17 protein-coding genes are annotated in these 23409 nt (G+C 69.9%); 9 read left to right on the top strand and 8 right to left on the bottom strand.

What is annotated here, in order from left to right; all coding sequences use genetic code 11:
• The first annotated feature begins 11 nt into the window (after positions 1-11).
• The 3 genes from DAT35_RS44655 (at position 12) to DAT35_RS44645 (ending at position 4523) form a co-directional block, all read left to right on the top strand.
• Positions 12-1130: a hypothetical protein gene (locus DAT35_RS44655; protein ID WP_146210131.1), complete on the top strand. Its 1119-nt coding sequence runs from the start codon at positions 12-14 to the stop codon at positions 1128-1130.
• Positions 1131-1315: 185 nt separating this feature from the next.
• A complete protein-coding gene (locus DAT35_RS44650) occupies positions 1316-3565 on the top strand; it encodes a serine/threonine-protein kinase (RefSeq protein WP_108075429.1) in 2250 nt (749 codons plus the stop codon).
• A gap of 157 nt (positions 3566-3722) precedes the next feature.
• Positions 3723-4523: a hypothetical protein gene (locus DAT35_RS44645; protein ID WP_233262076.1), complete on the top strand. Its 801-nt coding sequence runs from the start codon at positions 3723-3725 to the stop codon at positions 4521-4523.
• An 18-nt stretch (positions 4524-4541) separates the two neighbouring features.
• Here DAT35_RS44645 and DAT35_RS44640 read toward each other — a convergent pair whose 3' ends face one another.
• Together DAT35_RS44640 and DAT35_RS44635 are read right to left on the bottom strand one after the other, a co-directional pair.
• Positions 4542-5789 (bottom strand): hypothetical protein, encoded by a 1248-nt coding sequence (locus tag DAT35_RS44640; protein ID WP_108075428.1) that lies wholly within the window; start codon positions 5787-5789, stop codon positions 4542-4544.
• A gap of 99 nt (positions 5790-5888) precedes the next feature.
• Positions 5889-7451: a hypothetical protein gene (locus DAT35_RS44635; RefSeq protein ID WP_108075427.1), complete on the bottom strand. Its 1563-nt coding sequence runs from the start codon at positions 7449-7451 to the stop codon at positions 5889-5891.
• 179 nt (positions 7452-7630) lie between these two features.
• On the opposite strand from DAT35_RS44635, the gene DAT35_RS44630 reads away from it, so the two are divergent.
• Positions 7631-8005, top strand: coding sequence for a metallothionein (locus DAT35_RS44630; protein WP_108075426.1), 375 nt, complete (start codon positions 7631-7633; stop codon positions 8003-8005).
• Here DAT35_RS44630 and DAT35_RS44625 read toward each other — a convergent pair.
• From DAT35_RS44625 to nadA, 3 genes are all read right to left on the bottom strand, one after another.
• On the bottom strand, positions 7998-8798 hold the full coding sequence (locus DAT35_RS44625; protein WP_108075425.1) for a class I SAM-dependent methyltransferase: 801 nt from the start codon (positions 8796-8798) through the stop codon (positions 7998-8000). The two genes, DAT35_RS44630 and DAT35_RS44625, sit on opposite strands and share 8 nt — an antisense overlap.
• Positions 8799-8873: 75 nt before the next feature.
• Complete coding sequence (locus DAT35_RS44620; protein ID WP_108075424.1) at positions 8874-9455, bottom strand: hypothetical protein; 582 nt, start codon at positions 9453-9455, stop codon at positions 8874-8876.
• Positions 9456-9556: 101 nt separating this feature from the next.
• Complete coding sequence (gene nadA, locus DAT35_RS44615; protein WP_108075423.1) at positions 9557-10489, bottom strand: quinolinate synthase NadA; 933 nt, start codon at positions 10487-10489, stop codon at positions 9557-9559.
• A 380-nt stretch (positions 10490-10869) separates the two neighbouring features.
• Between nadA and DAT35_RS44610 the strand changes: the two genes are divergently transcribed.
• The 4 genes from DAT35_RS44610 (at position 10870) to DAT35_RS44595 (ending at position 18502) form a co-directional block, all read left to right on the top strand.
• Positions 10870-13290 (top strand): PilZ domain-containing protein, encoded by a 2421-nt coding sequence (locus tag DAT35_RS44610; RefSeq protein ID WP_108075422.1) that lies wholly within the window; start codon positions 10870-10872, stop codon positions 13288-13290.
• On the top strand, positions 13287-14078 hold the full coding sequence (locus DAT35_RS44605) for a class I SAM-dependent methyltransferase (protein WP_199243188.1): 792 nt from the start codon (positions 13287-13289) through the stop codon (positions 14076-14078). The genes DAT35_RS44610 and DAT35_RS44605 overlap by 4 nt, the downstream gene beginning before the upstream one ends.
• Before the next feature lie 59 nt (positions 14079-14137).
• A complete protein-coding gene (locus tag DAT35_RS44600) occupies positions 14138-17008 on the top strand; it encodes an ATP-binding protein (protein ID WP_233262075.1) in 2871 nt (956 codons plus the stop codon).
• A gap of 102 nt (positions 17009-17110) precedes the next feature.
• Positions 17111-18502, top strand: coding sequence for a peptide MFS transporter (locus DAT35_RS44595; RefSeq protein WP_108075419.1), 1392 nt, complete (start codon positions 17111-17113; stop codon positions 18500-18502).
• Between the two features lie 101 nt (positions 18503-18603).
• Here DAT35_RS44595 and DAT35_RS44590 read toward each other — a convergent pair whose 3' ends face one another.
• The 3 genes from DAT35_RS44590 to DAT35_RS44580 all read right to left on the bottom strand — a co-directional run bounded on the left by DAT35_RS44590 (position 18604) and on the right by DAT35_RS44580 (position 21764).
• Positions 18604-20073 carry a POT family MFS transporter gene (locus tag DAT35_RS44590; protein ID WP_108075418.1) on the bottom strand — a complete coding sequence of 490 codons (1470 nt, stop codon included), beginning with the start codon at positions 20071-20073 and terminating at the stop codon, positions 18604-18606.
• A 103-nt stretch (positions 20074-20176) separates the two neighbouring features.
• Positions 20177-21046 (bottom strand): hypothetical protein, encoded by an 870-nt coding sequence (locus DAT35_RS44585; RefSeq protein WP_108075417.1) that lies wholly within the window; start codon positions 21044-21046, stop codon positions 20177-20179.
• A 100-nt stretch (positions 21047-21146) separates the two neighbouring features.
• Positions 21147-21764 carry a hypothetical protein gene (locus DAT35_RS44580; RefSeq protein ID WP_108075416.1) on the bottom strand — a complete coding sequence of 206 codons (618 nt, stop codon included), beginning with the start codon at positions 21762-21764 and terminating at the stop codon, positions 21147-21149.
• Positions 21765-22116: 352 nt separating this feature from the next.
• Between DAT35_RS44580 and DAT35_RS44575 the strand changes: the two genes are divergently transcribed.
• Positions 22117-23403 carry a patatin-like phospholipase family protein gene (locus DAT35_RS44575; protein WP_108075415.1) on the top strand — a complete coding sequence of 429 codons (1287 nt, stop codon included), beginning with the start codon at positions 22117-22119 and terminating at the stop codon, positions 23401-23403.
• Positions 23404-23409: the final 6 nt, after the last annotated feature.

Genomic DNA, 23409 nt, shown 5'->3' with positions numbered 1-23409 from the left:
AGAACGTCACCGTGATTGCTCTGCGCAAGCTTCTCGGCGCGGCGGCCCTGGTCTCGGCCGCGGGGGCGCTGGTCCCTGGGTGCGGTGGATGGGATCCAATGGGCGGCGTCGACGCGGGCCCGAAGCCGGGCTGTACCGGCGTGTGCAGCGCGGATGGGGGCGCGGTGGGAGATGCCGGCACCTGGTCCGATGCCGGGACGCAGGCCGATGGCGGCACGCTCCCCGCTCCCGTGGTGATGGCCATCGCCGAGGCACGCAAGTCCCCCTTCGATGGGCAGACGCGGGTGCTGCTCGAGGGCGTGGTCATCCACACGCTCGCGGACGTGGCGCACCGAGTCCAGAACGGCGAGGAGCAGGTGCGTGCGCATTTCTGGGTGGTGGACCCCGCGCGTCCCATGCAGGGCCTCTGGGTGCACAAGGACTGGACGGACCTGCCCGTGGACTTCCTGCCCGAGGTGGGCCAGCGCGTGGACCTCACGGGGTGGATGCAGGCCGCGTCCGGGCTCGAGCCGTTCACGGGCTACCGCACGCACCTCGGCAGTCAGCGCGCCTTCGGTGGGCAGTCCGGGACGCTGGAGATCCACCCCATCGGCACCCTGGCGGTGCCCGCGGACAACACCGTCGCCGCGGGCTTCGGCAACGCGGATGGGGGCTTCGGCCGTCCCAATCCGGGGCTGCTCGGCACGCGCGTGTACGTTCCCGGGCCGCTCCAATTGACCGACCCCACGCCTCGCGCCTTCCACCGCGAGTCGGCCGATCCGAAGGACCCCGTCTATTACGGCTTCGAGGTCTCGGGGGGCATCCTGGTCAGCAGCCAGAACACCTCCGGGGCCAGCCCCACGGACGGAGGCCCGGCGCGCTGTGACTGGCAGGCCCTGGTGCGTGGGGATGGGGGCAGCGTGGTCTTCCCCCAGGGCATCCGCGGTGTGTGGGATACCTACACCTTTGTTCCCTGCCGGGATGGGGGCATCGGCGAGTGCACCGGGGGCGCGAGCGATGGCGGGGTGCCCGGGACGGAGCCAGCGGACGGGGGTCCGGGCAACCGGTTCACCCATGTCCTGTACCCCCAGAACTGTGACAGGGATCTCGCCGGCGTGTGGGATGCCGGAATTCAGGGCTCAGGCGGGTAGCCGAGCAGCCGCCGGGTCTGGTATCCCACCTTTGGTTTCCACCCCACCATCCAGGTGGTGATTCCAGGTAAGCTCGGGAAGCACCTCGGGCTTCGCACGAACGACTTCAGGGGGCTCCCATTTCCGAGAACTCTCCTCAGATTGCCACCCCCTTTGGCAAGTACCTCCTCATCAAGCGGCTCGCCATGGGGGGTATGGCGGAGCTCTTCCTCGCGCAGGAGCCTCCTCGGCCAGGGCTGTTGGTCATCAAACGGATCCTCCCGTACCTGACGGAGGAGCCGGAGTTCGTCCAGATGTTCCTGGACGAGGCGCGCATCGCGGCGCAGCTGCACCACCCCAACGTCGTCCAGGTCTTCGAGCTGGGGCGCATCAACGAGAGCATCTTCATCGCGATGGAGTACGTCGAGGGCGTGGACCTGCGGCGCATCCTCGCGGAGGAGGCGAAGTTCAGCGCCGCGGTGCCCTACGGGGTGGCCTCGCGCATCTGCGCCCAGGTGGCCGCGGGCCTCGAGCATGCTCACAACTCCAAGGGCGTGGACGGTCGTCCCCTGGGGCTCATCCACCGGGACGTCAGCCCGCAGAACGTGATGGTGGCCTACAACGGCTCGGTGAAGCTGGTGGACTTCGGCATCGCCAAGGCCGAGGCCCTCGCCGAGCGCAGCAAGCCGGGCGTCATCAAGGGCAAGTTCCTCTACCTGTCGCCGGAGCAGGTGATGCAGGAGCGGTTGGATCACCGCTCGGACGTCTTCGCGCTGGGGGTGATGCTCTATGAGATCACCACCGGGCGCTCGCCCTACGCGCGGCCGACGACGGAGGCCATCCTCTACGCCATCCGCTTCGAGAACCCCTCGCCGCCCCACCTCATCCGCGACGGCTACCCGCAGGAGCTGTCGCGCATCGTGATGAAGTGCCTGGTGAAGGACCGCAACCAGCGCTACCAGCGGGCGGCGCAGGTGCAGGCGGACCTGGAGGCACTGCTGGCCTCGGGCGCCATGCGGCAGAGCGACGACGTGCAGGCCTATGTCGCGCGGTTGCTGGGCGAGGAGGAGGAGCGCACCGTCCTGCATGTCCCCATCCCCAGCGGGCGCAAGGACGCGGCCTCCACGCCGCCGCCCGCGGGCCTCGCCGCCCGGCCCACGCGCCGGCCCAGCGCGCAGAACATGCCCATGGCAGTGGACCCCGAGGGCGCCGAGCCGGCCACGGAGATGGCCCGTCCGCGCGAGCTGCTCGCCGCCGCGGCGCTCGGTGACGAGGAGGATCAGGAAGAGCCCACCGCCATCCGCACCCTGCCCACCGGACGTGCCCCCACGTCCGAGTCCCGGCCCCTGCCCCGCACCGTCTCCAGCGAGTCCACGATGCAGGACCGGCCGGCACGCATGCCCGTGGCCTCGCCCCGGCGTCCCACGCCCGTGCGCAAGCCGACGACCTCCGGCCCCGTGGCCGCGACGGATCGGCGCCGGCCTGCTCCGCCGGTGGACGATGAGGAGGGAGCCCAGTCCGTCTCCGTCACGGCCGCCACGTTGAACGAGCGGGCGCCCGTGCGTTCCCCGCTCGCGTACCGGGACGAGGACTCCGCGGCCGATTCCGAGATCTCGGCGACGCATGACCTGCCGCGCGCCGTGCCCTCCTCGGAGGATCCGGACGATGGCGAGTCCACCACCGGCTACGAGAACACGTACACCGAGACGGACGGGGCGCCTGCTCCCGTTGTCAGGGGTGGCAGATCCCGTGGCCTGCGTCTGCTGCTGGTCGCCCTCGTGACGCTGCTCGTGGTGAGCGCCGCGGCGGCCGCGTGGCTGTTCCTGTTCGCGCCTCCGCCCAAGCGCGCGCTTCGCCCCGTCCCCGAGACCGCCGCGGAAGGAAGTGAAGCGCCTCATCCTTCCCGGGACGCTCACCCCGACGCGCCTCCTGCGTCGACCGGAACGGGAACCGCGCCGGGTCCCGGAGCCGTCGCCCCCGAGTCGGGCACGGGAGCCGGGACTCCCGCTGCCGAGCCGGGAACGGGGAGCGCCCCGGCCAATCCCGGTGCGACGGGGACGGCCCCGGCTGGACAGGAGACGACCGGGACGAGCCCCGGCAGCCTGGCCGCTGGGAATGCCGAGGCTCCGGCCGCTGGAACGGCTGCCGGACTGGCGGCCAATGCGGCGGTCACCGGCTCCGGAGAGCCACCTGCCGAATCTCCTTCTCCCCCCGCGGCACCCGCCGAGGTTCGCGTCGTGTTCAAGGCCCCGAGTGGGATGTCGATAAAGGTGGGAGCCACCAAGGTGAAGCCCAACGGCTCCCTGAGCCTGGCGCCCGGCATCATCCAGTTCAGCGTCCGTTGCTCCAACAAAGGACCCTGGAACTCCAAGGACTTCACGCTTCCCGAGAACGCCCGGAACCAGTTTGTCGTCAAACTGAGCAAGCTGGATTGCCCCCAGAAGAGCCGACGGTGAGGGGCTTCCCGGAGGCCATATGCGCTGGCCTCCCCCTCCAGCGGACAAGTGGGCGAGGGTACGCGGGAGTGGATATAAGCCATTGGAATTCCAGGGGATTTGCCCCCCTCATCTCGTTTACACGTGTCAGTCGGGTCCTTAGAATCGGCCCCCGTCTATGGCACGCGCGAACAAGAAGAATCTGGCGAAGAAGCGGAGCTCGCCGGCGGGCCGGATTGCCCGTGAGCAGCCCATCGCACCCGAGCCCAATCGGTTGCTGAAGGTCTGGCGGCGCGTGCTCGAACGCCGGCTGCGCACCCGGCTGAGGGCTCCGGTGGCGGTGGAGATCCACGACAACACGCACACGATGCTCACGTTTCAACGTCACCGGGCACTGTGGCGGGTGCGGCTGCACCACATGTTCCTGACGTCGTCGGACGAGATCATCCAGGCGCTCGCCGACTACGTGCGTGCCGGTGATCCGTCAGCCAGCGCGACGCTCGACCGGTTCATCGAGCGCAACAAGGCCTTCATCCGCCGCATGTCCCCGGCGCAGATGCGCAAGCGCATGCGCCTGGAGCCCGCGGGGCAGCATCACGACCTGGGCCGCATCTTCGAGCGGCTCAACGAGCGCTACTTCCGGGGGAGGATCGACGCCGCCATCACCTACGGGCCGGCGCCGCGCGTCACCCGGCCGCGCAAGAGCATCAAGATGGGCTCGTACTCGGCGGACTCGCGCGTCATCCGCATCCACCCGGCGTTGGATCAGCCCATGGTGCCGCGCTACTTCGTGGAGTGGATTGTCTTCCACGAGATGCTGCACCACGTGTACCGGACGCGGCGGGGCGAGGACGGGCGGCGCTGCATCCACCCGCCCGAGTTCATCGAGCACGAGCGGCGGTTCCACGACTTCTCTCGCGCCCAGGCCTGGGAGCTGGAGAACCTGGACCTGCTCCTGCGCGCGAGGGTGTCGGCGTGAGTGGGTGCCCCCCTGACTTCAGGGGAGGATGATGCCGCCGGGGCTGCGCCGCTCCGTCTCCGGCTCCCGGGTCTGTTCCTGCTGGGCGGCGCGTGACGTTGCCTGGGCCTCTCCCCGCTGCCGGGGAGAAGGGGCGGTGCGCTCGGCCATGGTGACGAGCAGGGCCTTCTCGTAGAGGCGCTCGGCGAAGCGCGAGGGGGGCTCGGTGGGGCCATGCGCGAGCCGGCGGGCCTCGGCGCGGGCCACCCGGGAGGGCTGCTCCTTCCCGAGCCGCTCGAGGTGGAGCGCCATCTCCCACAAGCGGTGGGCGTAGAGCCTGCGGGTCTCCTGGGACGCGAAGAAGGCGTGCGCCTGGACGTGGGTGGCCTGGATGAGCTCCTCGTTGCGCTGCGCCGGGGTGAGCGCGAGGGGGCTCGACTCCAGCTCGTCGATCTTGAAGGCCAGCCGCTCCAGCTCGGCCATGGGCGGCAGCCAGCCGCGCAGCTCCGGCTCTTCGTGAAGCTTGTGGGCCTCGTGCGCGAGCCGCTCGTCCTCGGGCTCGGGCGGGGGAAGCTCCACCGGGACGTCCCGGGGCTGCACGCCCAGGTGGCGCAGCACCGTGTCGAGCCCCTGCGGGAAGGCGGTGCGCGTGCGCAGGTTCAACCCGACGGCGGCGGCCAGACGCTCGAGGGCCTCGACGTGGGGAATCTCCACGGCGGCATCGGGGCCGGGGCGGGTGGCCTCCTTCACCACGCGGCGGTACTCGCCCCGGCTGAGCTCCGTCACCTGGATGCGCGTCACACCGAGCTCGTCCGAGTACAGGAACTGGGCCGCCTCCACCCCGCCACCGCGCAGGGGGCGGGCGATCTCCACGACGCGCTCGCCAGTGCCGTCGATGCTGGTGAGGAGGGCGGGAAGGGGCTCCGGGCCCGTGGGGATGGGGCGCGAGGGCTCGGAAGCGGAGGGCCGGGCCGGCTCGGCGACCTCCACGCCGCGTGAGCGCAGCCGGTAGAGGGCCTTCTTGGCGGCCTTGGCGAGCGCCTTGTTCCGGGAGCCCGCGAGCGCCTCGGCGAGGGTGGGGCGGCCGGCGAGCACGGAGCCCTCGAGCAGGGCGAGCGCGAGCGGTTCAGGGAGGGACTCGACGTCGGCGGGAGGGGCGGAGGAGGGCTCGGCCGCGAGCGAGCGGGCGCGCTGGACGGCGTCGGAGGGGAGGTCGGACAGCGGCGTGCCGGTGCGCAGAGCGTCCAGCAGCGTGCGCGGGTCGGACTGGGGGCTCTTGGAGGGCATGGAGCGGGATGTAATGCACCTCACGCGGCGCGGTGAGGCCGGGGGAGCCCTCGCGAGCCGGGAGGCGACCACTGGCCCACACTTGGCGGGCCCGAGCGTTCAGCGACGGCGCACGAGCCAGCTGTCTCCGGCCTGGGCGGCCACGGCCAGCTCCTGCTGGAGCCTGGCGCCGAAGATGCGCGAGGGGTGGACGCCGCGGACGAGGAAGTGGTCGTACGCGCTGCCCTGGGTGGCGTAGTCGAAGTCGTGGGGCCGCCACTCGGAGGGGAAGGTGGGAGGGGGCGTGCCGCGGTAGCGCAGCGGCGAGTGGGGGGTGAGGGCGAAGCTGAAGTTGGTGCTGCCGCCGCGAGCGCGGGCGAGCTCCGCGGCGCTGTGGAGGAAGACGGGGTGGTGCACCACGCGCGAGCCGGCGTCGAAGATGAGTCCCATGACCCGGGGTTTGCGCGCGGTGGCTTCCACGAGGGCGTCCCATTCGGAGGCCTCGCGGGAGAAGGCGCGGAAGCCGCGGCCCAGCACGAGCGCGAGCAGCAGGGCGCAGGCGGTGCTGGCCCACAGCAGCGGGCGCCGGAGCGAGGGGCGGGCGGCGGGCAGGCTCGCGACGGCGAGCGCGGCGGCGAGCTGCGCGTAACGGGTGTTCAGGTAGTAGATGTAGCCGCGGATGTCGAAGGGGAGCAGGAAGTAGAGGCCGAGCGCGATGAGGACGAGCCCCGGCAGGCGCAGGCGCGCCACGAAGCTCTCGCCGCTGGAGTCGCCGCGCACCACGCCCAGCACGAGGGCGCATGCGGCCACGAGGCCCACGGCGTAGAGGGGCCAGCGGTCCGAGCCGTCCCGGAGGAGGTTGGCGAGCACGGCGAGGAGCTCGGCGCGGTTCTGCTCGAAGCTCTTCCAGGCCAGGTTCTGGGGCGACAGCATGGGGCCCCAGGCCTTCCAGGGGGCGCCGGTCTCCACCTCCGAGGGCTGGCCGAGGCGCAGCACCACCCACGAGAGGAAGAGGGCCACGCCGGGCACCACGCCCAGGAGCGCGGGCAGCCGGGGCCGCAACCGGGCCAGGAGTCCGCGGGTGCCGGCGTCCTCGGGGACGGACGTGGTGAGGAGCAACCAGGGCAGGCCGAGGCCGAGGAAGGCGAATGCCTGCACGTGGAAGAGGAGGACGGCGGCGAGGGCCACGGCGAGCCCGATGGCCCAGGAGCGGCGCCGGCCGGTGTCGGTGAGGGCGCGGACGAAGAGGCCGCAGCACAGGACGGCCAGCGGCAGCGCGGCGAGGTAGTTGACGAAGCCCCATCCGAAGTTGTCGCCGTAGGCCAGCGGCAGGGCGAGCAGGGAGGGCCACGTGGGGCGCCCGAGTGCGCGCAGCAGGAAGGCGAGCGACAGGGGAAGTCCCACCACGTAGGCGGAGAGGAAGAGCCGGTTGGCGAGGTCCAGCGGCAGCAGCCAGTTGAGGACGCTGACGGCGTAGTAGTAGCCGAGGTAGGGCGTCAGCTCGTGCCGCGCGGTGAATATCTGGGGGTAGAGGGTGGTCGGATCATCCAGCCGGTGGAGGACGGAGATGAGGTGCAGGTGCTGCGGCAGGTCCACCATGGGCAGGTGCGAGGACACCCACAGGGGCAGGACGCCCAGCACGAGGGCGGCGGTGTAGATGAGGCGATCGGTTCGCGCGGACACGGGTGGGGAGGACTGTACGTGGGGCCTCCTTCGGTCGCGAGCACGGCGCGCGAGACGCTCGCAGGGCTGCCCTGCCTGGGGAGGGTAGACAGAGCCGGTCCGTCAGTTTGGACAGCGAGGAATCGCTGGGATATAGCCGGAAGGGATTCGGGTGTGTGACACCCGGGAGGTACGTCGAGATGAAGCGCATCGGGATGACGCTGGCGGCGGCGGTGGTGGGCGGAGTGCTGCTCACGGCGGGCGATGCGGGAGCATGCGAGGGCCACCACGCCCGGAAGGCGGCGGAGGCCGTGCCGGCGCCGGTGGAGGCGGGCGGGCAGGAGCAGGCGGCCCGGACGGAGGAGGCCGCGGCGAAGAAGGACGGCCAGGGCGAGCAGCACGCCGCGAAGTGCCGGTGTGGCAGCGCGGCGGACTGCACCTGCAAGAAGGGCACGTGCGAGTGCCCCAAGTGCAAGAAGCCCCGTCAGGACGTGGTGCCGTCGCTGGAGGCCGAGAACGGCTCGCAGGAGCTGCGAGAGGTCCGCGTCGACGCCTCGGCGGGCGTCGTCATCTGAGGGGCTTCTCGGCCTTCACCACGAGCAGGGGAGGCAGCCGCAGCCGGGCGAAGCCCACCAGTCCCACGGCGGACAGGGCGTCCCGGAGCTCCTCCTCCTCGCGCGGGTGGAGGCCGGCGCGGCGCTGGACGAAGGCGGTGGCCCGGCCCGGTGGCATCCAGGTGCTGGCCACGAAGCGTCCTCCCGGACGCAGCACGCGGCCCACCTCCAGCAGCAGCCGGCCGAGGTCCGCGATGAAGTGCAGCGAGTGGGCGAGCAGCACCGCGCCCAGCGAGCCATCCAGGAAGGGCAGGTAGGGCGCCTCGGCGCGGAGGAAGTCCACCCGCACGCCGTCCTCGCGGGCCAGGGCCACGGACTCCTCGAGCATGGCCCGGGACACATCCAGGCCCACCACGGGCGGCAGGTCCGCCTCCCGCCCCAGGCGCCGGGCGAAGAGTCCGGTGCCGGTGCCCAGGTCCAGCACGGGCGCCTCCGGGTGGCCCAGCAGGGAGCGGTACAGCAGGTACTCGCTGTCGCGGTCCAGCGGTGGGGCCGCCAGGGCGCGCTGGAGGGCGGGGCGCACGTAGCGCTCGTAGGAGCGGGCGATGAGCCGCTGCTCCATGCCCCGCTGTGCCAGGGGCGCGTTGGCCGACTCCAGCACCAGGTCCGCCACTCCCTCGGTGACGGGGAAGCTCGCGTGACACTCGGTGCAGTGCAGGGGCCCGAAGACGAGCTCGGCGGTGTCCTGGTCCGGCATCAGCCGGCCGCGCCGGCACCGGGGGCAGCGCAGCAGCTGAAGGATGGCGCGTTGCATACCTGCCCCACGGTAGCGCCGCGAGCGCCACTCAGGAACGGCTTTCCTCGCCCCGGAAGGGCGATGGCGCCGGGCTCAGGAGCCGGTGTCCTCGGTGGACACGAGCACGGGCCACCCGCGGGCCATGGCCTCGCGGAAGAAGGTGGCCAGCTCGTAGCGGGCGCTGTTCACCGCACCCAGGAACGGGTCGATGAGCGACTCCTCGCCCAGGCTGCGCTGGGGGTTGAGCTCCACGGGGCTGCCGCAGCGCTCGCAGCGGATGGACACGGAGCGGGCCAGCGCCACGGGCACGGCGTAGCGCGCGTTGCACTCGCTGCACTTCCAGACGAGTGCCCGCTCACCGGCCTCACGCCTCGCCAGCGACTCCAGCTCATCCGCCAGCCGCAGCAGCGCGGGCAGATCCTGCGGAGGCTGGGCGAAGACGGCCGAGGCACCGAAGCCCGACCCGGGGCTTCCCAGGTGCGGGGCCTTGTCGCCCTGGAGCAGGGCGCGCAACCGGTCCTTGGCTTTGATGTCTCGGAACTCGGCGCCCGCGAACGCCCGCTCCACCGCCTCCTGCAGCGGTGGCAGCTCCGGTTCGAGCCGCTCGTCCGAGGGCAATGACTGAGGATGTGCCACCACGCGGTGGCTAGGGATTGCGAGGAATCGGAAACCCACGAGGCTCCAAATCGCACCGCGCCGGGTCCGGCGCAAGGCACGAATTCGAGGGGATAGACGAATTGCCGCTCTTGCGACAGACGGCGCGGTGCGTCACCGCCTCACTGTGACCATTCGAGCATCCGCTGCAGCGGCGCCAGCGCCGCGGACTGCAGGTCCGCCGGCAGGGTCAGCTCCGGCGTCCGGTCCTTCATGCACCGGTAGAGCTTCTCCAGGGTGTTGAGCCGCATGTACGGGCACTCGTTGCAAGAGCAACCATTGTCCGGTGGCGCGGGGATGAAGGTCTTCTCCGGCGCTCCGCGCTTCATCTGGTGGAGGATGCCGGCCTCGGTGACGACGATGAACTCACGCTTGGGGCTCTTGAGGACGTGGTCCAGCAGCCCCTTGGTCGAGCCGATGTAGTCCGCGTGCCGCAGCACGGCCTCCTCGCACTCCGGGTGTGCCACGACTTCGGCTTCCGGATGCTGGACCTTGAGCTGGACCAGGCGCTTCTCGCTGAAGATTTCGTGGACGATGCAGCTGCCCGGCCACAGCACCATGTCCCGTCCGGTCTGCTTCGTCACATAGCGGCCCAGGTGCTGGTCCGGGGCGAAGAGGATGTGCCGGTCCTTCGGCACCTGGTTGACGATCTTCACCGCGTTGGAGGACGTGCAGATGACGTCGCTCATGGCCTTCACCGCGGCGGAGCTGTTGACGTAGCTCACCACGAAGTGGTCCGGGTGCTTCTCCTTGAACGCCCGGAAGGCGGCCGGGGGACAGCGGTCCGACAGCGAGCAGCCCGCCTTCAGGTCCGGCAGGAGGACCTGGCGGGTCGGGTTGAGGATCTTCGCCGTCTCCGCCATGAAGTGGACACCACAGAACACGATGACGTCCGCCTTCGTCTTCGCCGCGGCCTGGGCGAGCGCCAGGCTGTCTCCGACGAAGTCCGCCACATCCTGGATTTCGCTCTCCTGGTAGTAGTGAGCGAGGATGACGGCGTTGAGTTTCCGCTTCAGTTCCTGGATTTCCCGCTCGTAGTCGGCTTCAGCGCTCATCGCGTCTCCTTCCCGCCTCATTTAACCGGCCGGTGGGAGGAGGGCCAGGAATGAACGCCCCGGGTAGGGCGGGAGAGCTGTCCCCCGGCGGTTGGCGGGCAGGGGAGCGTCCTCCCGTCCCCCTGGCGGCTTCACCCGGAGCAGATCCTGTTCGGACACTTGACGCCAACCCTCTCAGGAACCGCTAAGATATTCCCGGGACCGCATTGGCTGCGGATGAAGCCCGATCACTTGGTGTCCTGGATGCTGGACGTTGGAAGAGGCTTTCTCGTGGCACGAGCGGAAGGGGGAGGGGCGGCACGGGCACATGGGCCGCACCCGGAAGAGCATTCGATTTGCGCCGGGTACGGTTGAATGGCCTGCCTGCTGAGGAGGGGTCCATGAGTGTCCCGATTCGAGACGTCCTGGTGGTACATCCGAATGCAGGCAGGCGGGCTGCGCTGGCCTCGGCTCTTCCCTCGTACCGGGTGGTGGCGGTCGAGTCGAAGAAGGAGGCGGCGTTCAGGATGGCGGACGCGGCCCCGGCGCTCATCATCGCTCCGCCGGACGATGCCCGGCTCTTTCTGCAGCAGGTGGCTCACGCGGCCCCTGATGCGCTGCGCGTCTTCATCTGCTCCAAGTCCGACCCCGCGGGCCTGGCGGAGCTCATCCAGAGCGCCGCCGAGGGGCATGTCTTCAGCGTCCTCGACGAGGCGCTCTCGGGGCCGGAGCTGGGTCGCACCCTTTCCCACCTGCTCCAGCACAAGGGCTCCGCCAGCACCACGGTGGTGCCCGCGTCGTACGCGGTGCAGTTCACCCTGAACGAGCAGGGCTACGCCGCGCGGTGCTCGGAGATTGGCAACTTCGGCGCCACGCTGCTGCTGCCGGGTGAGATTCCCATCGCCGACTTCCTGCCGGGCTCGACGCTGGAGACGCTGCGCATCGAGCACGAGGGGAGGCTCATCTTCAAGATGCCGTGGGCGCACGTGCAGCGGGCGCTGCGGGTGCACGACGAGCAGGGAGATCATCTGCGCCTGGGCATCTCCTGGGCCACGGCCATGCACCCGCCGCCCCCGGCGCCCGGCGTGACGATGGAGGCGCAGACGGAGGTGGTGGCCACGCTGCGCAAGGCGTTGCGGCGCGGGGCCGTCCTCTGGCTCCAGCGGGTGAACGACCCGTCCGTGCAGCTGCGCCTGGAAGACGCCGACGTGGAGATGATGGAGGGGGTGGCCGTCCTGCGCGGCCTGTCCTCCGGCATGCTGGAGGGCCTGGCGGGTGACGAGGTGGACGTCTTCTTCGAGATGGGCGGGCAGAGCTACTCGGGGGTCTGCAACCTGCTCGTCAACGATCCGGATGGGAAGATGGCGGTCCAGGTGCCGCGCTCGCTCGTCATCCGCAACTGGCGCAGCCTGCCGCGATTCAAGCCCGGACCCGACAGCCGCTTCCTCATCTCCTTCCAGGCTCCCATCTCCGGCCACCACACCACCCGCGCCGCGCTCGACCTGAGCGTCGGCGGGCTCTCCTTCCCCTTCGACGCCTCGAGCGAGATCATGCCCGCGGGCTCGCGGCTGGATGCCTCGCTGTTGCTGCCGGATGGGACTTCCGCGAGCTGCCAGTTGGAGGTGCGCTCCATCCACGCACTGCCCTCGGATGGCGGGCCCGATGGGGGCCTGCGGCCCTTCCGCGCCGGCGCCCGCTTCTCGGGGCTCTCCCAGCGTGCCAGGGACATCATCCTGCACGCCTTCATGACCTCGCGCTGTCGCGCGATCTCCGATGGCAGCGTCGTTCCCTTCCAGGACGTCTGGCAACTGATGGAGGAGGCCCGCTACCGCTTCCATCCCGACTACCCCTTCGGCGACGAGTCGGTGATGGACACGCTCCAGGACACCCACCGCAGGGTGTATTCCACGGGCGACCTGGGGCGCAGCCTCGTCTACACCGGTGAGAAGGGCCTGCTGGGGCAGATCGCCGCGCTGCGCATCCACTCGCGCACCTGGCTCATCCAACACCTCGCCGTGCGGCCCGGGGTGCGGCGCAACGAGCAGGTCTCCTACGAGCTGACCAACCTCTCCGTGGAGCTGGGAGAGGTGCAGCACGACGTCGAGTTCATCCGCTACTCCTGGCGCAAGGACAACCGCTGGCCCAGCCGCCGCATCGGCTGGCTCGCGCGGGCCCTGGAGACGCCGGGGCTGAGCTTCCTGCGCCACTTCTGTTACATGCGTCTGCCGCTCACCTCCGAGCCGCCCACTCGCGGCGTGGAACTGCCGCGCGTACGGGACGGGGTGCGCACGGACTACGTCTGGATCGAGCTGCACCTGCGCGACCGCGGAGAGCTCGTCCGGGTGCTGAGCGAGGATCTGCTCACGGACGAGGTGGACCTGAGCGCGCTGAGCGAGCGCTACCAGTCGTACGGGCTGCACCGCCGCCGCCGCGTCTTCGTCGTCGACGGGGAGTACTCGCCCCTGGCCGTGGCCCTCTGCGAGGAGAGCACCCCGGGGCTCAACCTCCTGGAGAAGACGAACGCCTTCTGGCTCCTGATTCCCAACCGCTCCCATCCCAAGGCCCACGCGGCGACCCAGGCGCTCATCCAGCGCTGCGTGGAGCATGCCCGCGAGCGGGGCCGGCCCTCCGCCATCGCCCTGGTCGAAGAGGAGGATGCCGCGGCGCTCGAGGAGGCGGGGTTCCAGAACCTGGGCCGCTTCTCCGAGTGGATCTTCCACCGCTCGATGGTCCGCCGGGTGTGTGAGCTGTGGCGCTCCGTGTTCGAGCGGTTGGGCGGCGCCCCCGCGCCGGACTGGTCCACCGAGGAGGGCCTGGATTGAGATACGTCATGGAGTCCCGCGACGAGGCGCGCCGTCTGCTCGTCCAGGAGCGCTCTGGCAACGCGCGCGAGGCGTTGCTGGCCGCCGGTCTGCAGCGGGGGGATCGGGTGCTCGACGCCGGGTGCGGCCCGGGGGGCATCACGGAGCTCATCGCGGAGATGGTGGGATCCTCGGGCCATGTCACCGGGATGGACGTCAGTGAGGAACGGCTGGCCCAGGCGCGGCAGCTCAACCAGCACCACGCCCATGTGCGCTTCCAGTCGGGCGACGTGCGCCGCACCGGTTTGCCGGACGCCGCGTTCGACTTCACCTGGTGCCAGTTCGTCCTCCAGTACGTACCGGATCGCTGGGACGCGCTCGCGGAGCTCGCCCGCGTGACGCGCCCGGGCGGCAAGGTGGTCATCTCCGAGTTCGATGGTTTCGGGCTGGGCAACTGGCCCTTCCCCGAACCCCTGCAGCAGTGGTGTCAGCACTTCACCAACGCGCTGCTGCGCACCGTGGGGCTGGACGTCCACGTGGGCCGCAAGGTCTTCCATGCCATGCGTCAACTGGGCCTGGCCCAGGTGCGCGTGCACCTGTTGCCGCAGTTCGTCATCGCTGGCACCGCCGACGCGGCCATGTACCAGGATTGGGAAACCCGGTTTTCCGCGCTGGAACCCGCTGTGGCCCCCCTGCTTGGTGGCCTGGAAGACTACCGGGCCATGTGTCAGAAGTACCTGGAGTTACTGGCGGATCCTGATGCTTTGAAGTACTCGATCTTGCTGGTGACAGAGGGAACGCGTCCTTGAACCAAAGGGCTGTGGAGACCGAGGAGAGGCCCCATCCGGACAATGCTCCGGAGGTGAGCGTGCGAACCACGTCCACGCTGCTGCTCTACTTCGAGCGGCGCTACGGCGCGGCCCGGCTCGCCGAGGTCTTCCGCAAGCACCCCTTCAGTCTGTCGCTGGACTACCTGCGCACGCCCACCAACTTCATCTCCCTGCCGTTCCTCGAGCGGCTGGCCGACGTGCTGGTCACCGAGTCGGGCGACAGCCAGTTCATGCGCAAGGCGGGCCTGTCCATGGCCGGCCCCGAGGCGCTCGGCTTCGCGTATTACATGATCCGGGCCTTCGGCTCGCTGGAGATCTGCTTCCGCAAGACGGTGGAGCTCAGCTCCAGCTACAACCGCGTGGGCCACTTCGAGATCGAGCAGCTCGAGCACGAGCGGCTGGTCCTGGCCTACCGCAGCTCCAAGCCCGAGCGCGGCCGGCACATCTGCGAGCTGCGCATGGGCCAGTTCGCTTCCTTCCCCACCATCTGGGGGCTGCCTCCGGCCGACGTGAGCGAGAGCCAGTGCCAGGTGCAGGGGGCCGACTGCTGCCGCTACCACCTGCGCTGGATGGATCCGCTGCCCGTGTGGGGCCGCTACGCCGGCCTGCTGCTGGGCGCGCTGGGCGGAGTGGGGGCGAGCATGCTGGGGCTGGGCCATCCTGCCTTCACCGTGACGTCCATGTCGCTGGCGGGCGTGTCGCTGGGCAGCTGGGTGGACCTGCGCCGCGAGATGCGCCGCAAGGACGAGGCCCTCAACGAGCAGGCCGAGGGCATGATGGGCTCGCTCGAGGAGCTCCAGCAGCGCTACGACGAGATGTTCCGCATCAACGTCGCACTGGAGGACCGGGTGGCCGCGCGCACGCGCGAGCTGACCGAGACCAACGTGCGGCTGGAGGCGGCGCTCGCCAAGCAGAAGGAGCTGGATCGGCTCAAGAGCGAGTTCTTCGACAACGTGAGCCACGAGCTGCGCACCCCGCTCACGCTCATCCTCCTCACGCTGGACTCGCTGCTGCAGCGCGGCCCGGAGGTGTTCCCGCCTCCGGTGCGCGCCCACCTGGAGACGATGAACCGGAGCGCCTCGCGCCTGCTGCGGCTCATCAACAACCTGCTGGACCTGACCAAGCTGGAGGCCGGCAAGACGAAGCTGCGCTACGAGCCGCTGGACATCCAGGGGTTCATCTCCTCGCTGCTGGTGCCCTTCGAGGTGATGGCGGACAAGAAGGGCGTGGCGCTCGAGCTGGAGGGCACGGTGACGACGCCCGTGCACGTGGACTCGGTGCGCATCGAGAGCGTCTTCCAGAACCTCGTCTCCAATGCCCTCAAGTTCACCACCCAGGGCAGCGTCACGGTGCGCCTGCGCGAGGATGACACCTGGGTGCACGTGGAGGTCATCGACACGGGCGTGGGCATCGCCGCGCAGGATCTGTCGGTCATCTTCGACCGTTTCGCCCAGGCGGACTCGAGCGGTACCCGGCGCTTTGGTGGCACGGGCATCGGCCTGGCGCTGGTGAAGGAGACGCTGGAGCTGCACTCGGGCGGCATCGAGGTGTCGAGCGAGCTGGGCAAGGGTTCCAACTTCCACGTGCGGCTGCGCAAGGGCACCGCACACGTGCGCGAGGAGGTCGTGGAGAGCGCCGCGGAGCCGGTGGCCTCGCGGCCCATGCGCCGCCCGGTGGAGGTGGTGCCGGTGGAGGTGGTGCCGGTGCAGGAGCCCGAGGCCCCCATGCCCATCACCGCGGTGGAGGCCCTGCCAACCCCGCCGGATACCGAGGCGGGCCCGGATGCGCCGCGTGTCCTGCTGGTGGAGGACGAGCCGGAGATCCGCGCCTACCTGCGCCAGGTGCTCAAGCCCTACTACCGGCTGCTGGAGGCCACCAACGGCGAGGAGGGCCTGAAGACGGCCCAGAAGGAGCGGCCGGACCTCATCGTGTCGGACGTGATGATGCCGGTGATGTCGGGCATCCAGATGCTGGCGGCGCTGCGTAGCTCTCCGGAGACGGTGGACACGCCCATCATCATGCTCACCGCCCGCCAGGAGGTGGACGCGAAGGTGGAGGGCCTGTCCATGGGCGCCAACGACTACCTGGGCAAGCCCTTCTCGCCCCGGGAGATGCTGGCGCGCATCGAGGCGCAGCTGCGTCTGCGCGACGCGGCGGTGCGCGCGGCGGAGAACGAGCGGCTGGCGGCCACGGGCCTGCTCACCTCGGGGTTCGCCCACGAGGTGCGCAACCCCCTCAACGGTCTGATGAACTCGCTGCAGCCGCTGCGCGAGAGCCTCACCAGTGGCAACCCCGACCTGGGCATGGCGGTGGCCATGTTGGACCTCATCGAGGAGTGCGGGCAGCGCATCCGCGGCCTGGCCGAGGGCCTGCTCTCCTTCGTGCGCACCGGCAGCAAGGCGGTGGCGGTGGACCTGGGCGCCTCGTTGGACGCCAGCGTGCAAGCGCTCTCGTGGCGGTTGCCGGCAGGCATGAAGGTGGAGCGCGACTACCAGTGCCCGGAGCCGGTGTGGGGCGATCCGGGCTCGCTCAACCAGGTGTGGGTGAACCTGCTGGACAACGCGGTGCGTGCCGTCGGGCCGGACGGAGTCGTCAAGGTGTCCACGGCCCGCGACGGTGGCGACGCGGTGGTGTCCATCATCGACAACGGCGTGGGCATCAAGCCGGAGAACATGGAGCGGCTCTTCCAGCCCTTCTTCTCCACCCGCGATGCGGGCGAGGGGACGGGCCTGGGCCTGGCCCTCTGCCAGCGCATCATCCTGCGCCAGGGCGGCCGCATCCGCATCTTCAGCGACTACGGCAAGGGCACGCGCGTGGAGGTGAGGCTCCCGCTGGATGCGGCTCAGGATCGCATCCTGCCGCCGCTGCTCTCCGAGGGGCGCCCCAAGCAGCCGCACTGGCGCACGTAGGGTCGGCTACCACAACCATTCTTATGGGTAGGACGAGGCTTCTGGTACAACCAGGGGCCTTTTTTTTTCGCCTTTTCTCCCCACTCGCGAGGAAACCTTCGCATGGCACAGAGCACGGCTGTCCCGACGCCGACCCGGGGTCACCCCAAGGGCCTCTATCTGCTGTTCACCACCGAGATGTGGGAGCGCATGAGCTATTACGGCATGCGCGCCCTGCTGGTCCTCTACATGGTGGGTGCCACCAACAACGGCGGCTTCGGTTGGAGCCAGGCCAAGGCGCTGCAGATCTACGGCATCTACACGGGCCTCGTGTACGCCACGCCGGTGATTGGCGGGTTCCTCGCGGATCGCTACCTGGGACAGCGGCTCTCCGTCACGCTCGGCGGCATCCTGATGATGTTCGGCCAGTTCGTCCTGGCGATGCCTGGAAACTCGGAGGCGCTCTTCTACGGGGGCCTGGGTCTGCTGGTGGTGGGCAACGGCTTCTTCAAGCCGAACATCTCCACCATGGTGGGCGGGCTGTACGCGCCCGGTGACGCGCGCCGCGATGGTGCCTTCACCATCTTCTACATCGGCATCAACTTGGGCGCGTTCCTGGCCTCGGCGGTGTGCGGCACGCTGGGAGAGAAGTTCGGCTGGGGCTGGGGCTTCGGCTCCGCGGGCGTGGGCATGGGACTCGGCGTGCTCGTCTTCCTGGCGTTCGGCAACAAGCTGCTGGGCAACGTGGGCAAGTCGCCGACGCAGGTGGCGCGCACCAAGGGCCCGGAGCAGGCGGCTCCGGCGGCGGCCCTCACCCGCGCGGAGGTGGACCGCATCATCGTCATCCTCGTGCTGGCGCTCTTCGTCGTCTTCTTCTGGGCGGCCTTCGAGCAGGCCGGCGGCTTGATGAACCTCTACACGGACACCAAGGTGGACCGGAGCGTGTTCGGCTGGGAGGTGCCCACCACCTGGTTCCAGGCCGTCAACCCCATCTTCATCATGCTGCTGGGCCCCATCTTCGCGGAGCTGTGGACGGGGCTGGGCCGGCGAAGCAAGGACCCGTCCATTCCGGCGAAGATGGCCATGGGCCTGCTGCTGGTCTCGCTCGGCTTCGTGTTCATGCTGGGCGCCTCCAAGCAGAGCGAGGCGGCGGGCAAGGCGGCGCTGATGTGGGTGGTGGCGGCCTACTTCTTCCACACCGCGGGTGAGCTCTGCCTGTCTCCCGTGGGCCTCTCCATGGTGACGAAGCTGGCGCCGACGCGGTTCGCCTCGGCGCTGATGGGCGTGTGGTTCATCGCCAACGCGGTGGCCAACTACCTGGCGGGCCTCATCGGCGGCTACGCCGAGAAGATGGGCGAGTTCGATCTCTTCCTGGCCATTGCCGTCGCCACCGCCGCGGCGGGCGCGGTGCTGCTGGCCCTGGCGCCCATGCTCAAGCGGATGATGCACGGCGCGGACGAGACGAAGCCCGTGGCTGACGAGCCGACGACGGGCTCCCAGGCCCAGGTGGCCTGAGCCAGAGACTCCCTCTCCTCCTGGGAGCGGAAGAAGGGCCCCGCGCGGAAGACGCCCGGGGCCCTTTTTCGTGGGTCCACCCGAGGGGGGCGTGCCCTCGGCTACAGCGCCTTCTGCTCGCCCACCGTCGCGGGCGGAGGCTGGGCGCGGTCGGGCACGGGGCCGGCCACCACGTCCGGCTGGTAGTAGTCGCGCACCTGGTAGCGGCTCGCCATGAGGGCCATGCCCACGGCCGCCACGAGCGCCAGGGCCCCATAGAAGAAGAACTGGCCGGAGCCGCTGAAGACGTTGAGCGCCGCGGCGATGGCCACCGCCACGTTGGCCAGCGTGGTGGTGAGCAGCCAGACGCTCTGGATGATGCCCTTCATCTCGCGCGGGGCCTGGGTGTAGGCGAACTCGAGGCCGGTGGTGGAGACGAGGATCTCCGACAGCGTCAGGACGATGTAGGGCAGCAACTGCCAGGCGATGTTGAGCGTGGAGCCCTGCTCGAGCAGCACCTGGTAGTAGCCGGCGATGGCATACGAGAACGCGCCCACCGCGAGCCCCAGCGGCATGCGGCGCAGCGGGGTGAGCTCCCAGCCCGCTCGCTGGAACGCGGGGTACACCACGCCCACGAGCACGGGGATGAGGATCATCACCAGCGCCGGGTTGATGAACTGCATCTGGCTCGGCTCGAAGGTGATGGGGCCGACCTGCGGGTCCATGGAGCGCGCCTGGATGACCCACGTGGAGGCCTTCTGGTCGAAGAGCATCCAGAAGAACGGGATGGTGGGCAGCAGCAGGGCGCCGATGCGTAGGACGGCCCTGGCACCCTCCACGGCCTCGGCGGGGTGCTCCTTCGTGGCTCCATCGAGCCAGTGCGCGCTCGCCCCGCGGTGGCGCAGCGCGGAGAAGACCACCTTGAGGAAGGAGTGGGGGTTGGGGCCCGTGGGAGGGACCACCACGTAGTGCCGGCGGCCGGCCCAGAAGATGGCGGTGGCGATGAACATCAGGATGCCGGGGATGCCGAACGCCACCGAGGGCCCCAGGTGCTTGAGCGTCAGGGGGATGGTGAGCGAGGCGAAGAAGGACCCCAGGTTGATGGTCCAATAGAAGATGGCGAAGACCTTCTTCACCAGGTGCTTGTTGGACGCGTTGAACTGGTCACCCACCATGGCGGCCACGCACGGCTTGATGCCGCCGCTGCCCAGGGAGATGAGGACCAGTCCCGTGTAGAAGCCCGTGGCGTTGTTCTCGAAGAGAGCCAGACACGCGTGGCCCAGGCAGTACACCAGGCTCAGCGACAGGATGACCTTGTACTTCCCGAACCAACGATCCGCGAGCCAGCCGCCCAGCAGCGGGGTGAAGTACACACCCGCCATGAAGAGGTGCATCAGACTCTTGGCCTGCGCCGAGCGGGCCCCCTCGTCCGGCACCGCGTTGCGCAACAGGTAGTCGATGAGGAACACCGTGAGGATGTTCCGCATCCCGTAGAAGCTGAAGCGCTCACAGGCCTCGTTCCCGATGATGAAGGGAATCTGGGGCGGGAAGCGGTCGCTGGACGTGGTGCTGGGCGTGGACGTGCCGGCCATGGACAGGGGATTCCTCGGCGATTGGGGTACCAACCGTCGTCCCTACCCCAGGGGTGGCCCCGGGCACAACCCGGGAGCCCTTCCGGGCACGACCCGAGCGCCTTTAGAGGACGAGCGCCAGGCCGGCGTAGGGGCCCGCGAAGAGCTCGCGGTTGCGGTTGCCGTCCACGTAACCCCGGTCATCCAGGTAGATGGCGCGGTAGCCACCCCTCAGCCGCACCGGGCCGAGCTTCACCGCCAGCCCGGCGTCCCCGGTGAGCTGGGTGAAGGGGAGGATCGTCCAGTTGCCGCTCGCCTCCAATTGGAGCGGGCCCACCAGACGCAGCTCCGAGCTCGCGCCCACTCCCGGTCCCACGAAGGTGACGTCCGGGGCGAAGGCGATGTCCAGGCCGCCGGATAGACGCAGGCGCACGTTGTCGCGCGACACCAGCAACACGCTCGGCTTGAGCCCCAGCAGGGAGATGCGATCCCTGCCCGCGGAGCCATCGTCCGTGGCCAGGTTCAGCATGTTCAGCTTCACGCCGAAGCCCAGCTGCTCGCCCTCCGCCTGCAGCCCCAGCCCCACCGCGTAGCCCTGCGCGACGAAACCCGCGTCCGCCGTGAGGTCCACCTGGATGGGCTGGGCGGGAGTGCTCTCCACCTGTGCGTTCGGGCGCGGCATCAGCCGGTTGCGCCACATCAGGTCGTAGTACCTGCCGTAGTAGTACGGGCGGCCGGGCCCCATATACGGCCAGGCCCAGGAGGGGTCGTAGTAGTACCGGACCCACGGATTGCCGTAGTACCCGTAGTATCCCCAGGGGGAGCCGTAATACGGGGAGCGGTACGGCCGTCCCGCGCTGCTGCCCGGCGAGCCATGCCCCGGTGAGGGCGAAGGGGAGGACGGGCGCGAGCTCTTGCCGAAGCGTGCTTCGGCGCTACCCGACCCGAGTCCCAGCAGCGACACGGCCAGAAACAGTCCCACTCGTTTCCACATGGTCCTACTCCTGTGCAGCCGACGGCGAGCGGCCAGTCCGGTGACGTTACGCGGAGACCAACACGCGTACCGGCAACTTACTCCCGGACTCTCGCGAGGGCTAACGCAGCAGTATAAGCACGAGCGGCGGCAGCGCCACAGCGCCGGCGAAGAGCGCTCCCCACAGCAGCGCCTGCTGGTTGCGTGCGCCCTCCAATGCGTCCATCACCCGGCTGTCGAGCTCCTTCTCCGCGAGCTCCCGCAGGCGGGAGAGCGTCAGCTCCACGGCGCCCTGATCTCGCGCCTGCTCGCCGATGAGCTCGATGAGCCTGGACTCGATCTGGCGGACCACCGCGAGCTTGAGGCGCCGGAGGATGGCGCGCGAGAAGCCCCGGAGGCCCGTCTCGGCATCATCGCTCGCGGCGTAGCGGGCGATCGCCCGGGCCAGCAATTCCCGCATCGCCTGGATGGGCAGGGGCTTGCGGAGGAGCTCCGGCGTGGCCGTGCTCGCGGCGAGGTGCTCCGCGTGCTCGAACACGCGGTTCACGATGTGCCGGGTGAGCGAGTGCTCCTCCACGAGGTTCATCGTCGCGCGGCCGATGCCCCGCCACATTCCCGCGGCGCCGAGACCGAAAGCTCCCGCGGCCATGTAGGCCGGGAGCAGGGCGTAGACGGCGTAGCGCCAGGGCTCCCACGGGTGTGCGAGCAGCCCGGAGCTCCGCTCGACGAAGAAGGCCATCCCTCCGAGGACGAGGCCGGCCGTCCCGAATCCCAGGGCCCGTGAGGCGACGGTAGCCGCGGCGCTGGCGCCGGCCCGGGCGATCGAGGTCACCTTGAATTCGGCTCGCTGCTCGGGCGCTGCGGACTGGGACTGCGCGCTCCTGTCAGGTGCGTGGCTCACCGTGTCATCCCTCGGAGTTCCAAAGTTACGAGGGCACGCACGATAGAGGGGCACGCATTCCTCCCGCGAGTGGCCTGGAGGGGACCGCCCCGGGACGTGTCGTTGTGGGCCTCTGTGGGAAGTGTCGGCCTCGCTGTCACATCGCCATCCGCCGTAGACTCTCCAGAGAGGGAGTAGAGGAGTAATGGCCATGATGACCGGGCTGAAGACAGGTCTGGTGCTGGGTGGTGGTGCCGCACGTGGAGCCTACGAGGCCGGCGTGCTCTCCTACCTGCGGGAAGAACTGGAGCCGGAGATCGGCCGGGAGCTGAAGCTGGACATCCTGGCGGGTACCTCCGTGGGTGCCATCCACGCCTGCTATCTGGCCGCGACGAGCGATCAGCCAGCACTCCAGGCCCAGGGGATGCGGGCGCACTGGACCGGGATGAAGGTGGAGGAGGTGCTCCGGTGCGGCGTGGGAGACATCTTCCGCGTCGTGCGCGAGGCGCTCGGCAAGCCGGCGTCCCATCCCCGAGACATCCAATACGGCGGGCTGGTGGATCCGCGCGGGCTGCGGGCCATCGTGAGCCGCGGCATTCCGTGGCTGGGCATCGGCCGCAACGTGCGCAAGGGCCATCTCGAGGCGCTCGCGGTGAGCACCACGCACGTGGGCAGCGGACGGGCCACGGTGTTCGTCCAGCGGCGCGGCGGTGGAATCCCTCCCTGGGGGAATGATCCCTCGTACCAAGCCCGGGCCACGCGCATCGCTCCGCACCACGCGCTGGCCTCGGCCGCCATCCCGGTCGTCTTCCCGGCGGTGCGCCTCGGAGGCGAGCTGCACGTGGATGGAGGGCTGCGGCTGAACGTCCCGCTCAGCCCCGCGCTGCGCTTGGGAGCCCAGCGGGTCATCGTCATCTCCCTGCGGCACGAAGCGCTCCGCGTCCGCCAGCCCGAAGAAGCGGAGGAGAGCACCGAGCAGGAGCGGGAGCAGGCCTTCGCGACCGCGCCGTTCCTGGCGGGCAAGATGCTCAACACGCTGATGATGGACCGCACCGACCAGGACCTCGGCCGGCTGCGCAGGCTCAACGCCATCCTCGAGGCGGGGACGGTGGCGTACGGAAAGGACTTCGCGCGGACGCTCGGCGGAGTGCTGGGGCACCACCGCAGCCAGCCCCTGCGCTACGTGCGCGAGCTGCTGGTGCGGCCCTCGAGGGACATCGGCTCGCTGGCCGCCGAGTACGTCCGCGCGCCCGAGTTCCGCAAACGCAGCTCGGGCCTGGCGCACAAGGCGATCCTCCGGCTGGTGGACCGGGATGCCGCGCACGAGGCGGACCTGGCGTCGTACCTGCTCTTCGACGGGGGCTTCGCGGACATCCTCATCGAGCTGGGACGGCAGGATGCGCGGGCACTGCGCTCGGAGTGGCTGCGCTTCTGGTCGGACGAGCCGCAGAACATGGCGGAGAGGGCCACGATGCTCCCCGCCGCGAGCGCCGCCTGAAAGCCG

Source organism: Vitiosangium sp. GDMCC 1.1324 (genome assembly GCF_003044305.1).
GTDB lineage: Bacteria > Myxococcota > Myxococcia > Myxococcales > Myxococcaceae > Archangium.
This window is presented reverse-complemented; position numbering and strand designations above follow the sequence as displayed.